The organism is Emticicia soli (assembly GCF_037860775.1).
Lineage (GTDB): Bacteria > Bacteroidota > Bacteroidia > Cytophagales > Spirosomataceae > Emticicia > Emticicia soli.
In genome coordinates this window covers 32,232-48,061 of sequence record NZ_JBBEWC010000009.1, presented here as the reverse complement: position 1 = coordinate 48,061, position 15,830 = coordinate 32,232, and the positions used below count along the sequence as shown (strand labels likewise).

The window sequence follows — 15,830 nt, the reverse complement described above, 5'->3', positions numbered from 1 at the left end:
ATGCTTACATATTCTGTGGCTTGTCTAAAATCTTATTTTTTAATTTCAGGCTTGGTGGTTTCTTCAATTTTCTCCTGTTCGTTTTTCAACTTATTGTTCACAACATATACATAAGAAATGTTCTGAAAATCGGTTGCTAACTCAACTTCGATGTCAAAGAAAGCCTGGTCTTGTTTAGCACTCAGCTTTCGTATCTTACCCACCATTGTACCTGAGGGGAAGATAACGTTTTGCTCAGAGGTCATCACAGAGTCGCCTTGTTTAATTGGCTTAAAGCGGTCGATAGTTGTAAGGTCAATTACCTTAGGATTCAGCCCGCCCCATTTAGCAATTCCGAGTGCCTTTTCGCTTTTTGCTCTCAATGCCTGATTTCTTACTTCGCTCGATACATTAAATTCAGAGTGAAGCACCGAGTACACACGTGAGAAGTGGTCGGAACATTGCATAACCTGCCCTACTACACCTTGCGGACAAATAACACCCATACCCGGCTCTATACCATCTAGCTTACCCTTATCGATAGTCAGATAGTTTTTCGATAAATTGACTGTATTATTAACAACCTTGGCTACTTTAAATTCAAATCTTTTTGCAAAAGCCGAGTCTACCTTGTAGTAGTCTCCCTCACGGCCTTTTGACTGTTGCATGGCTATTACCGCATTTTTAAGCTCGGCGTTTTCTTTTACCAATTGGTCGTTTACATTACCCAGGTTCATGTAGCCCTTTACATAGTTTGAGGTCTCAAGGGTTTTAGCAGCATAGTAGTTTGAGGTATTAAAAAAAGAAACTTCCCAGTAGTAGTCATTTTTTACTATCAACCAGAAACTAACTAATTCTAAAATTACAAACAATAGGAAATTTCGTATCCGAAATATTAAACGGAAGAGTTGCGACATAAGTCTTTTTGTATTGAAGAGGTAACCTTAAAAGCAAAAGTGCTAAATACAATTTAGAAACAAATAACCCCACTCCCTAAATCCCTCTCCCCAACAATGGGGAGAGGGACTTTCTTGTTCCCCTCTCCACTGTTGGGGAGGGCTAGGGTGGGGTAAGCCAAATAACACTTAGCACAGGAAATCTTATAAGATATCCCCTTGAAGCTTATTAAATCTACTGAACTATAACAGCTCTATATTTTTCAATGTTTTTCAAAACCTCACCAGTACCACGAACCACAGCACGAAGTGGATCGTCGGCAACGTGAATCGGAAGTTTTGTTTTGATAGCCAAACGCTTGTCTAAACCGTGCAACAAAGCACCACCACCTGTAAGGTAGATACCGTTTTCGTAAATGTCGGCTGAAAGCTCAGGCGGCGACATCTCCAATGCACGCATAATTGCTTCTTCTATTTTAGAGATAGATTTATCTAAGGCGTAGGCGATTTCGCTATAAGTAACTTTAATTTCTTTCGGAATACCAGTCATTAAATCACGGCCACGGATTTCAATATCTGCCGGAGGATTGTCAAGATCTGGCAATGCAGCACCAACCTGAATCTTGATAAACTCTGCCGAACGCTCACCAATCAATAAATTGTGCTCACGACGCATGTAGTCTACAATGTCTCTCGTAAACAAATCACCTGCAATACGAATTGACGCCTCACAAACGATACCCGACAATGCAATTACAGCAATCTCGGTTGTACCACCGCCAATATCAGCAATCATTGACCCATTAGGTTGCTCAATATCAATACCGATTCCGATAGCTGCTGCGATAGGCTCATGCACCATATATACTTCTTTTGCACCTGCGTGCTCACAAGAGTCTTTTACTGCACGTTTCTCTACCTCAGTAATGCCAGACGGAATACAAACTACCATGCGGTGCGATGGTGAAAAAAACCAGTTACGACCAGTTTCTATCATTTTTATCATACCACGAATCATTAATTCGGCAGCTGTAAAGTCGGCAATTACACCATCTTTTAATGGGCGGATAGTTTTTATATTTTCGTTTGTTTTTTCATGCATTTGCATTGCTTTGTGTCCGATAGCCAACACTTTTCCAGTAATTTTATCCAAAGCAATAATAGAAGGTTCATCTACTACAATCTGATCTTTGTAGATAATAAGGGTATTTGCCGTACCCAAGTCAATCGCGATGTCACTCGTGAGAAAGTTAAACAATCCAGCCATATCGAGCTTTATGAGTTAATGAGTTTTTTAAATTTGCCCGCAAATTTACAATTATTATTTGCAAAGTTTTGTGAAAAATAAATTTTTTACTTTTTAATTGGTTGAATAATATAAATAAATTCAACGGAATATCTCTCTATTTTATTTTAGAAGGTTTTTATTGAATTTTTAAAAGAAATTAAAATTTGCAAATAATTCTGGCTACCAACCCATACATTGGTTTTGATTGTAAATTAGCACAAATATATCAACAAAATACGTTTTCATTTGTTTAGAGATACACAAAAACAGTAATTACAAATTTACAAGATGAAATAAACAAATTACTACTCGTGAACAACATTTAGTCTAAAATCCTATATTTGCCTCATTATGGGAATTCGTTCAATACTTAGTAAACCTTTGGCGGCTTATATAGTTGCCCAACAAAAAAAATGGATTGCCCGCTCGGCACAGGTCCAAGCTGAATGGCGGCAAAAATTGGTTGAACAAGCAACCAACACCACCTTTGGCAAAGACCACCATTTTAAGGATATTCAGTCTTACGAAGATTACAAACAGGCCGTTCCTGTGCGTGATTACGAAGATGTCAAACACTACATTAACCAGATTTTAGAGGGCGAACAAAATGTATTGTGGCCGGGTAAGCCTTTGTACTTTGCCAAGACTTCGGGCACTACTTCGGGCACAAAATATATTCCTATCACCAAAGACTCTATAGGTAATCATATTGGCTCAGCCAAAAATGCCCTGCTTAACTACATTCATGAAACAGGCAAATCAAAATTTCTTGATTATAAACTTATTTTCTTATCGGGCAGTCCTGAAATGGTAGAAAAACACGGGATCCATATAGGCCGCCTCTCGGGTATTTCTACACACCATGTGCCGGCATATCTGCAAAGCAACCGAATGCCTTCTTACGAAACCAATTGTATAGAAGACTGGGAAGAAAAACTAGAGAAAATAATTGATGAAACCATCAATCAGCCCATGAGCCTTATCTCTGGTATTCCGCCGTGGGTACAGATGTATTTCGACAGAATACAGGCACGCACGGGCAAAAAGATAAAAGATGTATTTCCACAATTCGATTTGTTTGTGTACGGAGGCGTAAACTTTGAACCTTATAGGGCTAAGTTATTTGAGTCTATTGGCAGGCCGGTCGATTCAGTAGAATTATATCCTGCCTCTGAGGGCTTTTTTGCCTATCAGAACGAACAAAACGACCCGGGCATGCTGCTCTTGCTCGATACCGGTATCTTCTATGAGTTCATTCCGGCCGAAGAGTATTTCAACGAAAAACCCACACGCTTGAGCATTGAGCAAGTAGAACTAGGCAAAAATTACGCACTGGTTGTTAACAATAATGCAGGACTGTGGGGTTATTCTATTGGCGATACAGTAAAATTTGTTTCGCTCGACCCTTACAAAGTTATTGTATCAGGCCGCATCAAACATTTCATCTCTGCTTTTGGTGAGCACGTAATTGGCGAAGAAGTAGAAAAAGCCATGAAATATGCCTGCCAACGCCACCCCGAGGTAGAAGTTGTAGAGTTTACTGTGGCACCAATGGTGAGCCCGACAGAAGGTTTGCCCTACCATGAATGGCTGATTGAATTTGCTACCCCTCCGAAAGACCTGGAACAGTTTACCGAAGATTTAGATAAAAAAATGGTTGAGTTGAATGTTTACTACGACGACCTCATTACGGGCAGTATTCTCAGACGTTTGGTTATCACTTCATTAAAACGAGATGCCTTTATAAATTATATGCGTTCGCTTGGCAAACTAGGTGGCCAAAACAAAGTGCCTCGTTTATCGAACGATCGAAAAATTGCTGACGAACTAGGCAAAATGGTTTAAACATCAAAGCCTACAGCACACTATTAAATGTTCATATACTGCTATTATGAAAAGCGTATATGAACATTTTTTTTTAATTTCACGTTGAAAAATTCAAACAGCTACATCAACAATACATGAAAGTCGAACAAATTTATACGGGTTGTCTGGCACAGGGAGCCTATTATATTGAATCAGACGGAGAAGCCGCCATCATTGACCCACTACGTGAAGTAAATACTTACATCAACAAAGCGCAAAAAAACGGCGCAAGTATCAAATACATTTTTGAGACCCACTTCCATGCCGATTTTGTTTCGGGCCATCTGGAGCTTTCGCAAAAAACCAATGCGCCTATTGTGTATGGGCCAAATGCCAACCCGGCCTTTGAGAGCATTATAGCTACCGATGGGCAGGTATTTGAGCTAGGTAAAATCAAAATTAAAGTTTTGCATACACCCGGCCATACAATGGAGTCGTCGTGTTATTTGTTGTTCGACGAAAACAATAAAGAATATTGCATTTTCACAGGCGATACCCTATTTATAGGAGACGTAGGCCGCCCTGACCTTGCTCAGAAGTCAGACCTGACGATAGAAGATTTAGCTGGCTATTTATATGATTCGCTCAGAAATAAAATCCTTCCTCTACCCGACCACCTCATTGTCTATCCGGCACATGGCGCAGGCTCGGCTTGTGGAAAAAATATGAGCAAAGAAACCTTCGATTCGCTAGGGCATCAGAAACAAGTAAACTATGCCTTACAAGACCAAAGCAAAGAAGATTTCATAAAAGCCGTAACCGATGGGCTTACACCTCCACCTTATTATTTTCCGAAAAACGTTCAACTGAACAAAACAGGTTCGGCAAGTTTAGAAAAAGTAATGGAGTCGGGCATGCAAGCACTTTCACCGGAAGCTTTTGAGGTAGCCGCCAACGAAACCGGAGCCATCATTCTGGATACCCGCCAGGCTGCCGAGTTCAAAGATGCTTTTATACCCAACAGCATTAACATTGGCCTCAAAGGTGATTTTGCACCTTGGGTTGGTACACTTATCACCGATATTCAACAGCCTATTCTCTTTGTGGCTGATGCCGATATGGAGAAAGAAGTAATCACGCGCTTATCAAGAGTAGGTTATGATAATGTAATCGGGTATCTGGCTGGTGGTATCGATGCATGGAAAGCAGCAGACAAAGAAACCGACAGCATTGTGTCAATCTCTGCCAAAGAATTTGCCGAGAAATACCAGCAAGAAGATTTAGTGGTAAAAGATGTACGTAAAAACACAGAATTTGAAGCCGAACACTTGGCCAATGCCGAGAATGTACCGCTGGCTTATATCAGCGAAAACATGGCTGAGTTTTCAAAGAAAGATACTAACTATATTCATTGTGCAGGAGGCTACCGCTCTATGATTGCCTCTTCAATATTAAAATCAAGAGGCTTCGATAACGTAGTAAATGTAGAAGGCGGCATTGGGGCTATTAAGCAATTGTTACCTGTTACAGAGCTCGTCTCTTCTCACTAAAATCAGGCACTTATAGCCGCAAGGTTATAAGTGTTTTTTTTCTTATCATTCTAAATATCCTCTTAGCTAAAACTTCTACCACTTATCAAAATATTTATACAAATTACTGTATATACATATACTTTTGTAGAGTAAACCTGCTTTAGGCTTATACACACTAATTGCTATTATATGGCTACGATGTGTCTTTAATTACTAAAGTAATTTTATAGTGCGTGAAAACTCTAATTAACTATACCGTTTTATAAATATGTTACAATTCTTAAAATATGTCTTTGCGACAATCGTTGGGCTGTTTGTGTTTTTTGTGGTTTGCTTCTTTATCCTTGTAGGGATTGGCTCAATGATGTCAAGTTCTGATGAAAAGACTTTCGTATCAAAAAACTCTGTACTAAAAATAGACCTTAACCAGATTATCAGAGAGAACACCCCTCCAAACGACCCTTTCACCGAGATGTTTGGTGGCCAAGGTGCTAGCCAATTAGGTTTACCTCAACTTAAAGAGGCAATTGCCAATGCTAAACTCGACCCGAATATTAAAGGTATCTATCTACATGCCGAATACCCAAGTGCTGGCTTTGCTACTTTAGAAGAAATCAGAAGCTATCTGGTTGATTTCAAAAAATCTAAAAAGTTTGTGTATTCGTATGGTGAGGTAATGACAGAAGGCGCTGTGTATCTTACTTCTGTAGCAGACAAAAGTTATCTGACACCAAGCGGAGGCTTAGACTTTAACGGTCTTAATGCTAAATATACTTTCATGAAAGGCTTATTTGAAAAAATCGGCGTAAAACCTGAGATTTTCAGAGTTGGCGAATACAAAAGTGCTGTTGAGCCGTTTTTCAGAACTAATATGAGTGATGCCAATCGTGAGCAGACACAATCGTTTATCAATGATATTGCCGCTCGTTTCTATGGCGATATTTCTCAATCAAGAAATATTCCGATGGATGAACTGAATAATATCCTAAATAATGCTCTGATTCAAGAGCCTGCTGATGCAGCAAAATATAAATTAATTACCAATGTTGGTTACTGGGACGAGTTCGAGAAAGAGCTACGCAGTAAAATTGGGGTAAAAGAAGATGCAAAAATTGAATATGTTACCCTTAGCAAATATCTGAAAGCTGAAAAATTTGTAAAAGAAGGAAGTTTGTCTAACAGAATTGCAGTAATAGTTGGCGAAGGTGATATTGTAAGCGGCGACGGTGAAGATAACAGCATTGGCTCAGACAAAATTGTAAAAGAACTACAAAAAGCTCGTAAAGATTCTAAAGTAAAAGCAATTGTACTAAGAATTAACTCTGGTGGCGGTAGCTCTCTGGCTTCTGATGTGATGTGGAGAGAAATTGAAATTACCAAAAAAGTAAAACCTGTAATTGCTTCAATGGGTGACTACGCTGCTTCGGGGGGTTACTACATGGCTATGGCTTGCGATACCATTGTGGCACGCCCTAATACTATTACGGGTTCAATCGGTATTTTCGGAATGATATTCAATGTTGAAACGCTGATGAACCAGAAATTAGGCATTACGTTCGATGCCGTTGGTTCACACAAATACGCTGACTTTCCGTCGGCTACCCGTACTATGACAGACGCTGAGAAAATGATGATGCAAAATAGCGTGAATCATGGTTATGAAACATTTACTAGTAAAGCTGCAAAAGGACGCCGCATGAGTATCGAACAACTAAAAGCCATTGCAGGCGGAAGAGTATGGACAGGCACACAAGCAAAAGCCAATGGATTAGTTGATGTACTAGGCGGAATTGATGATGCCATTAAAATTGCAGCACAAAAGGTTAAATTAAAAGAAGGAGATTACAGAGTGAGATATTACCCAATCCAGAAGTCGGGTATCGAAGCTGTATTAGATAAATTTGGTAAAGACAAAGAAGAAGAAAAAGTAAGAGCTTATTTGGGTGCCCTTGCGCCATTTGCCAAACAAATAAAAACGCTTCAGAGCATGGATAAACTACAAGCTCGTATGCCATTTGAATTAGAAATAAAATAAGGCTTTAATAGTAAGCCGAACTAATAAAACCATAAGAAGAGAGAAAAAAGTGCTACCTTTGTGCTTTATTCTCTCTTCTTTATTTATGTAGATGCGAGAGAAAAATGCAATTGTTAAAGATTGCCTGAATCGAAATTTATATGAAACTTACCGAAGCAAAATTTGTTCAAAGCGCCTCCGATTACCGCAAAAGCCCTAAGCCTTTGCTACCCGAATATGCTTTTATTGGGAGGTCGAACGTAGGAAAATCATCTTTGATTAATATGCTTACGGCTAATAAAAACTTAGCTAAAACATCTCAGACCCCCGGTAAAACCCAGCTTATCAACCATTTTATTGTAAATAACTCTTGGTTTTTAGTCGATTTACCCGGCTATGGATTTGCCAGAGCTCCAAAGGCCGAGCGTGAGAAATGGGATAAAATGATTTGGGACTACCTGAGCAACAGAGAAAACCTGATGTGTGTATTTGTGCTTATTGATATAAGAATTGAGCCACAAACGGTTGACCTTAATTTTATTGATGCACTGGGCGAAAGAGGGATACCATTCTACCTGATATTTACCAAAGCCGATAAAGTAGGCAAGGTAACAGCCGATGAAAACATTGATTTATTTAAAAAAACAATGCTGATGACCTGGAGCAAAGTACCTCCGTATTTTGTTACATCATCTGAAAGAAAGATAGGCCGTGAAGAATTATTGAAAGCAATAGAAGACTTAAATCAGTCTTTTAAAAAATAATTTATAATTTTGCACCTGCATGAGACGTTGATTAGCAAATACAAAGGCTATATCATCTGAGAGTATCCAAACAATTTACAAAATTGGCAAGGCTATTGCCTTTAATAAAGTTTACTTATTTATCAAATGGAATTATTAAGAGACATCGCCCATATTTCGGGAAAAAGCGGATTGTATAAAATCTTAAAGCCGGGTCGTAATGGCGTAATCGTAGAAACGCTCGACGATAAAAAACAACGCGAAATGGTAAGTGCAAATGCACGTGTATCGGTTTTAAAAGATATTTCGATTTATACCGAAGACCAGAATAAATCAGTACCGCTTTCAGATATTTTTCTGAAAATCCGTGAGCTACATGGCGAGACCGTAGCCGATGAGTATAAAAACTTTTCGAACAATCAGTTGTTTGATTTCTTCGGAGAAATCGTATCAGATTTCGACCGCCAGAGAGTTTATGCTTCCGACATCAAGAAAATCATAGGTTGGTACAATGTTCTTTCAAAAAACTTGCCTGAAGTATTCACTGCATCTGCAAGCGAAGAAACAAGCGAGCCGGTAGCAGAAGAAACAAAAGCATAAGAGCTTTTTGCTTATCAACAAAAAATCCTTGTTCGGCCCCGAGCAGGGATTTTTTGTTATTACCTTTGCACAAGTGCAAGCAAAACATAAGCTCGCCCCACCACTATCTATGAAACGTATTCTTATTACAGGCGCTAACGGGCTGCTGGGTAGCGCTACTGCTAAAAGATTTGTTGAAGCCGGATTCGAAGTATCGGCCCTGTGCCGTGCCGAAAGTGATACAAGTTCACTGAAAGAAATTGCCTCAAAAATAACAATTGTTGAAGGAGATATTCTGGATATTATGTCTCTGGAAAAAGCCCTTGAAAATATTGATTACGTGGTGCATTCGGCTGCGGTGGTATCTTATGCCCCTAAAGACAAAAACCGTATGTATAAGGCCAATGTAGAAGGCACAGCTAATGTTGTGAATATGTGCCTAGCAAAAGGTATAAAAAAACTTTGCCATATAAGCTCAATTGCGGCCCTGGGTAAACCTAACGTTCAGCTGAAACTATCGGCCACCGATACCTTTATAGACGAAGAACAAAAATGGGAAGATTCTCCTATTAACTCGCATTATGCCAAAACTAAATACCTTTCTGAATTAGAAGTATGGCGGGGTAAAGCCGAAGGGCTTCCTATTGTTATCGTGAATCCGTCGGTTATTCTGGGTGAAAGCAACTGGACAAAAAGTAGCACACAATTATTCAAATATGCTTATGACGAGCACCGTTTTTATAGCGAAGGCAACCTGAACTATGTTGATGTACGAGACGTAATTGAGGCGATTTATCAATTAATCAATTCTGACATTGAAGGTGAGCGGTTCATATTAAACGGCGGAACAGTAAGCTACCGAGAGTTTTTCGAAAAAGTAGCGAAACTCTTTAACAAAAAACCACCAGTACAGAAAGTTTCGCCAATCTTAACCGAAATCATCTGGCGTGTTGAGGCTTTCAGGTCGTTTATCACCGGAAAAGCGCCTTTGATTACCAAAGAAACAGCCAAAAACTCGTTAATGAAGTTTGTTTATAAAAACGACAAGATTCGGAGGGAACTCAATTTCAAGTTTACTGATTTTGACGAAACCATTAAGCGGGTAAGTATGTTTTTATTAGAGAGTCATTGATTTTTCCGATAAAAATACGCGTTGAGCCGTAGTTTATTTCATTCATATTTGCAGAAATTTTATTGGACTAAATCCTTGACATCTGACAAAAAATACTTATATTGAATCATAATTAAAGAGTAACATTTGTCGGGATTGAGCGCTTTTAATCGAAAACACTTTAAAATCTTTATATAAAGCGGTTTATTAAGAACATAAGACCAACCCGAACAAATAACCGTATAATTACCGTCCTATGGTTGGGCCGTAAAAAACTTTGAGTAATCTTACATGCAACACGAATTCAGCGACAGATTCGAAAACTTCGATGGGGCAGATGTAAAAGCAACCGTCGAACGTTTTGAAAGAATGCTCAAAAGCCAAGAAACGGTCTTCTTCGATGAAGAAACGTATGAACAACTATCTGAGTACTATCTTCTAACCGGACAATGGGAGATGGCTATGAAAGCCTGCCGGATGGGTCTGCAACAATACCCGTATTCCCTTGACCTCCTTCTGGACCAAGCACAGGTTCATGCCAACTTTGAACAGTTTGACGACGCAATGGAAGTGCTCGACAGAGCAGCTACCTTTAACCCGTCTGACTACGAAATAACTTATATGCGTGGTGTTATCTGTAACTTAATGGGTAGTTACGAAGAAGCCATTGAGCATCTAAGAGAAGCCTTGTTGATGTCGGAAGAGAAAGAATCAGTGTACTTTCAGCTGGCGCAGACTTATCAGAACTGGCAAAAATTTGAAGAAGCCGCTCATTTTTATAAAAAAGCTATCAAATATCAGTTTAATGAAGAAATAGCCTTTTATGAATTGGTCTTTTGCTTAGAGCAAATCAATAAATTAAATGAAAACGTATCCTATTTTCAGGATTTAGTAGATAACAACCCTTATTCGCACCTAGCATGGTTTGCCTTAGGTATGGTGCATGGCAGGTTAAACAACCATAAAGATGCCGCCTATGCCTATGATTATGCCGTAACCATAAACGAGAAATTTGCTTCGGGCTGGTTCAATCTGGCATATACTTATATCAATCTGGAAAACCACCTTGATGCCAAAGAGTGTTATCTGAACGTATTGAAACACGAGAAGCCTACTGCCGAAGTTTATACACATCTGGGAGTAGCTTGCGAGAAATTGGAAGAGTATGAAGAGGCCTATCGCTATTATCAGGAGGCTGTTCGACTAGACGAAAGTTGGGACGAAGCCTGGTTTGGTATAGGGTCTTCTTTATATGAATTAAATCGTTGGCTCGAAGGCATTCATTTTACAAAGAAGGCCATTAAACTCAACGAAGGCAATGCCGATTATTGGCTTTTACTAGCCGATACAGAAGCTAAATTAGGTAACTTCACATCGAGCACTGAAGCTTATGCTTATGCGATGGGACTTGACCCTAAAAACGCCGACATCTGGTTGAGCTGGTCTTTGTTGTATTTTGAGCAAGGCGAATATGCCAAAGCTTTTGAGCTTATTTATGATGCCATCAACGAAATACCCGATGATGCCGATTTGTTTTACAGAGCCGCTATCTATCTTATACTTGATGGCAAATTCAACGAAGCTTATCAGTATCTCGAAACAGGCTTAACACTCAATTATGATGCGCATATTCAGGTTTACGATTTCTTCCCGAATCTGAATACCCAGAAAGCACTTTTCAAGATAATAGAGCAATACAAATAAAAAAGCCTGTATTCATCCCGAATTTTGATAGAGTGTTAAGTTACTTAATGCAATCAAACAATTAGAGATGTCTGTTCTTAATCTGTAAATCGGTACCGACGCTAATCGGTACCGATTTATTGCTTTATGGCACATTTTTTTATAAGAATAGAGATAAAACTACTCCAATCGTCCAAGTATCTTTGTTAGCTAAAACCTCACAAGAGGTAAGCAGATACATTGGCACTTTTAGCAACTATAGGTGCATGAGCAAAACCATACAAATTTAATCAGAAGGTTCTTTTTCATCCTAAAATTCAGGATGACTCATGTTTCCCTTAAATCGTACTTCCCACGGCTTAGCCTATCATTTCATCACCTTATCATAATTTTATTCGGTAGCTCGTTTATCTAATCTACATTTGTTCATCAAAACAATGTATATGAAAAAGCTATTTTTTATTATTCTTTCCTCCGTTTCTCTGTTTATTGTATCGTTCCGCATCATGGCGCAAGACTCCGGCTTGGCAGTAGGTGCCGATGCTCCGGCTTTTGATCCTTATCATGTTTCGGGTAAAGACAAAGGCACAAAAACCTGCCCTATGTGTAAATATGGTGCAAAAACCGATGGTTTGATACTATGGATAAACGACGATTTAAAAAATTACGAAAAAATGCTGAACTTTCTCGAAGGACAGTACTTTACCAAAAACGTCAATAAATGGAAAACCTTTGTAGTTTTTATGAATCCTAAGCATGAAGAACAGCATTTACTTAAACAAAAACTCAATGCCTTTGCGCAGAAATTAGATTTGCAAAATGTGGCTTTTACTTTCATAAACTCACCTACCGATGCAGAAACCGCCGGAGTGTATGAAATAAACCCTAAAGTAAAAAACACCATTTTTGCGTATAAAAAGCGAGTTATCACAAAAAAATTCATCAATTTCGATACACAAAGCGAAAACTTTGGTGCACTTCTGAACTTTTAATTTTCACCTTAAACAAATAAAACTATGAAAAACCAACGAATGCCACTGTTGCTTAGCCTGTTTAATCTGATACTGGTTTTATTTATTGCAGCTAAACCAAGCCAAGAAAACTTTGAGAAAATAACAGTAAAAGAATTTGAACTACTTGATAAAACAGGCGTTAAAAGGGCCTCATTCAAAACCGAAGCCGATGGCACTGTAATGATGCGGCTAATGGACAAAACAGGTACTATCAGAGTAAAACTAGGTGCTGACGATAATGGTTCGGGTTTAGTACTGCTCAACAGCTCTACTGAAGTGGGTTTGCATGCATTGGCTAAAAAAGAGGGTACTACATTGGTATTGGAAGATAAAAACGGCAAAAAAAGAGAATATTAGCCATGAAAAACTATCTTAAATACTTCGCCATTGTAGGCATCCTTTTCATTTCATGTGTGCAAGATTCAAAACCTTTTGCGGTTTTTGTAGGTAGCAGCCCCTGTGGCAATATCATCAAGCCTTTGTTGGGCATTAAAGATGAGAATGAATGTGAGTTTACAAAGTGGTCGCTTACGCTTTATCCGCAAAATACAAATGCCCCCTCGGCTGTAAAGCTCGTCTACCGTTATGGAATCGGCAAACCCAACACAAGTGGTTTTGTAGATGAACGAAACGCTGAATTTGCCGGGCATTGGACTATCCAGAAAGGCACCCAAACCAAGCCTGAGGCTACGGTGTATCAGGTAACGCTTTATGGCGTAGACAAAAATCTGCTCTTTGTAAAATTAAGCGATAAAGCCATTCATTTGCTAGATAGTCAGCGTAACCTTATGATAGGCAACTCGGGGCATAGTTATACATTCAGCAAAGCAAAACCCTGATAGATTATGAGAAATATTGCACTGATATTTATAACTTTAATGGTTTTCTGTGAGGTACGGGCTCAAGAAAATGGCGCAGAAAATGCACCGTATGTTACCACCTCATCGAAGCCGATTCCGGCAGGGAAAAATGTTTATGGCATATTTGAAGGGCGATGCGCCTGCCAGGAATTGGCTCAGGTACTAAAGAAAGAAGTTTCGCCCGATTGTTTCAAAACCAAGTGGGGGCTTGTGCTTTATCAGAATCCTGATACGCAGGCTACGACCAATTATGTACTTGAAGGCTCGTTTTACAGACAAGCCATTCGTAAAGGAACATGGACTATTAGCCAAGGTTCACAAACTGATGCAGAGGCGGTAGTTTTTGAATTGCAAGCCGATAACCAGCAAACGATATTTTTGCTTAAAGGAGACGACAATGTGTTGTTTTTCTTAGACCAGAATAAAAATATACTCACAGGCAACGAACTCTTTAACTATACACTTAACCGAGTAGAGAAAAAACCCGCAGAATGAAAATCAAACAATTAAAATACTACCTGATTCCTGCTTTCTGGCTGATAGTTACGCTGCTAATGATTGGGCAAGATTTGCTATTCAGCAGCATGAGGAGTAGTCAGGTAGTATGGGCTGATACGCTGATTTTCAAAATCAAGTGGTTGTTATACATTCCTATCACGTTTTTTGTATTCTGGTTAGGTGAAAAACTCCCGTTGCAGTCGCCTTATGTGCTTAGAAATTTACTCATTAACTTGTTTGTATCTTTGGCAATCAGCTTTCTGGCGGTAGTAGTTTATTCTATCATTGTTACTTTTTGTTGGAATCTGTTCATTGGTAAAGTGCAATTTCAAGTCATTTTTAAACGCAATCTGGCAGTTTCTCTTTTCAATGAATTTGTGAATTACTGGATAATTCTGGCTGCCCATAAAGCCTATACCATTTTTCGACAGTTTCAACAGGCCCAGTTAGACAAAGCAAACCTTGAAAAACAATTGTCTGATGCCAAGCTTAGTTTCTTAAAAATGCAGTTACAGCCGCATTTTTTGTTTAATACGCACCACAATATCATAGGTTTAATGCAAAAAGGTGATACTGAAAAAGCTACCAGAATGCTGATGAAACTAAGCGATTTATTACGCTTGAGCCTGAAAGAAACCAACGATGACCTTGTGCCACTCAAAAACGAAGTGGAATTGCTGCAACTGTATTTAGCTATTCTGAAAATAAGGTTTGAAGAACGCCTCGATTACCAGATACTTATCAATCAGGATTTACAAAAGGCTTTTGTACCTCCTATGCTCTTGCAACCTTTGGTTGAAAATGCCATAAAATATGGCATTGAGCCTTTTGCAAAACAGGGAAAGATAGAAATTTCGGCACAGAATGGGCAGGATAAATTGAAGTTGCAAGTAAAAGATAATGGCATTGAAACCTTTGAGCATTTCAATTTTGGCATTGGACTAATGAATACACAAGAACGCTTGAAAAATCTTTTTGGTGAAGATGCAAGCCTGGAAATAATGAGTAACACACCCGAAAATGGCATTACGGTTACGCTCACTTTACCTCTATTAAAATGACTTACAAAGTTCTGATAGCTGACGACGAATCGATAGCACGTGATATTCTGCAAAAACAATTGCAGAAATACCCACAGGTTGAAATAGTAGCTACGTGTAAAAACAGTAAAGAGGCATTTACAGCCATTGAAAAACACCAACCTGACTTGGTTTTTCTTGATATTCAGATGCCCGAACTCAATGGTATAGAATTAGCCAAAAGTCTTGATACAGAAAAACTGCCGCTCATTATTTTTGTTACGGCTTATGATAATTATGCCCTGCAAGCCTTTGAAGCCAATGCTATTGATTATCTGCTGAAACCTTTCGACAAAGAGCGTTTTGATAGAACTTTCCAGAAAGCATTGAAACAATTGCAACTGGCAAACAAAGAAGATCTAACGAATGTATTTGACAAATACAGCAAGTTTTTTCAGCAATTTGCTCAACCAAATTACCCCGAAATTGTAACAGTAAAAGATGGTGGCAGAATACAATTAATAAAAACTGCTGACTTAATTTACATCGAAGCCGAAGGAAATTATATATGCCTGCAAACTGAAAAATCGAAGCATTTGTTGTACGAAACGCTTTCAAGTTTTGAGCAAAAGCTCAATCCTAAAATCTTTGTCCGTATTCATCGCTCTACTATCGTTAATATCAACTTTATCAAAGAAATCCAATCTCATTTCAATGGCGATTACTCCGTATTACTGAAAAACACAAAGGTCTTACGCATGAGCCGCAATTATAAAGAAAACCTAATTAAGAATTGAGTGAATGAGCGA

Annotated in this window: 15 protein-coding genes; 13 read left to right on the top strand and 2 right to left on the bottom strand. The window is 38.8% G+C overall.

The features are described from left to right. Positions 1-32: 32 nt before the first annotated feature. Positions 33-896: a rod shape-determining protein MreC gene (mreC, locus tag WAE64_RS15590; RefSeq protein WP_340238005.1), complete on the bottom strand. Its 864-nt coding sequence runs from the start codon at positions 894-896 to the stop codon at positions 33-35. Between the two features lie 214 nt (positions 897-1,110). Further along, on the bottom strand, positions 1,111-2,142 hold the full coding sequence (locus WAE64_RS15585; RefSeq protein ID WP_101728069.1) for a rod shape-determining protein: 1,032 nt from the start codon (positions 2,140-2,142) through the stop codon (positions 1,111-1,113). A gap of 372 nt (positions 2,143-2,514) precedes the next feature. Between WAE64_RS15585 and WAE64_RS15580 the strand changes: the two genes are divergently transcribed. The 13 genes from WAE64_RS15580 to WAE64_RS15520 all read left to right on the top strand — a co-directional run bounded on the left by WAE64_RS15580 (position 2,515) and on the right by WAE64_RS15520 (position 15,818). Beyond that, the gene (locus WAE64_RS15580; protein ID WP_340237999.1) at positions 2,515-4,008 is read left to right on the top strand and encodes a GH3 auxin-responsive promoter family protein; all 1,494 of its coding nucleotides are present in this window, start codon (positions 2,515-2,517) and stop codon (positions 4,006-4,008) included. A gap of 116 nt (positions 4,009-4,124) precedes the next feature. Continuing rightward, complete coding sequence (locus WAE64_RS15575) at positions 4,125-5,519, top strand: MBL fold metallo-hydrolase (protein ID WP_340237998.1); 1,395 nt, start codon at positions 4,125-4,127, stop codon at positions 5,517-5,519. Positions 5,520-5,769: 250 nt separating this feature from the next. Further along, on the top strand, positions 5,770-7,536 hold the full coding sequence (gene sppA / locus WAE64_RS15570; RefSeq protein WP_340237996.1) for a signal peptide peptidase SppA: 1,767 nt from the start codon (positions 5,770-5,772) through the stop codon (positions 7,534-7,536). 140 nt (positions 7,537-7,676) lie between these two features. Then, entirely contained in the window at positions 7,677-8,279 is a 603-nt protein-coding gene (yihA, locus tag WAE64_RS15565) for a ribosome biogenesis GTP-binding protein YihA/YsxC (RefSeq protein WP_340237994.1), read from the top strand. 126 nt (positions 8,280-8,405) lie between these two features. Further along, positions 8,406-8,858, top strand: coding sequence for a DUF5606 family protein (locus tag WAE64_RS15560; protein ID WP_340237993.1), 453 nt, complete (start codon positions 8,406-8,408; stop codon positions 8,856-8,858). Between the two features lie 109 nt (positions 8,859-8,967). After that, a complete protein-coding gene (locus tag WAE64_RS15555; protein ID WP_340237992.1) occupies positions 8,968-9,969 on the top strand; it encodes an SDR family NAD(P)-dependent oxidoreductase in 1,002 nt (333 codons plus the stop codon). A gap of 270 nt (positions 9,970-10,239) precedes the next feature. Continuing rightward, positions 10,240-11,652, top strand: coding sequence for a tetratricopeptide repeat protein (locus tag WAE64_RS15550; RefSeq protein ID WP_340237989.1), 1,413 nt, complete (start codon positions 10,240-10,242; stop codon positions 11,650-11,652). A 422-nt stretch (positions 11,653-12,074) separates the two neighbouring features. Beyond that, a complete protein-coding gene (locus tag WAE64_RS15545; protein WP_340237988.1) occupies positions 12,075-12,623 on the top strand; it encodes a hypothetical protein in 549 nt (182 codons plus the stop codon). 24 nt (positions 12,624-12,647) lie between these two features. Beyond that, on the top strand, positions 12,648-13,001 hold the full coding sequence (locus WAE64_RS15540; protein ID WP_340237987.1) for a hypothetical protein: 354 nt from the start codon (positions 12,648-12,650) through the stop codon (positions 12,999-13,001). Between the two features lie 2 nt (positions 13,002-13,003). Then, complete coding sequence (locus WAE64_RS15535; RefSeq protein WP_340237986.1) at positions 13,004-13,483, top strand: hypothetical protein; 480 nt, start codon at positions 13,004-13,006, stop codon at positions 13,481-13,483. A gap of 6 nt (positions 13,484-13,489) precedes the next feature. Next, the gene (locus tag WAE64_RS15530; RefSeq protein WP_340237984.1) at positions 13,490-13,999 is read left to right on the top strand and encodes a hypothetical protein; all 510 of its coding nucleotides are present in this window, start codon (positions 13,490-13,492) and stop codon (positions 13,997-13,999) included. Continuing rightward, positions 13,996-15,063, top strand: a complete 1,068-nt coding sequence (locus tag WAE64_RS15525; RefSeq protein ID WP_340237982.1) for a sensor histidine kinase — start codon at positions 13,996-13,998, stop codon at positions 15,061-15,063. Before WAE64_RS15530 ends, WAE64_RS15525 begins: the two co-directional genes overlap by 4 nt. Next, complete coding sequence (locus tag WAE64_RS15520) at positions 15,060-15,818, top strand: LytR/AlgR family response regulator transcription factor (RefSeq protein WP_340237980.1); 759 nt, start codon at positions 15,060-15,062, stop codon at positions 15,816-15,818. Before WAE64_RS15525 ends, WAE64_RS15520 begins: the two co-directional genes overlap by 4 nt. Positions 15,819-15,830 lie beyond the last annotated feature (12 nt).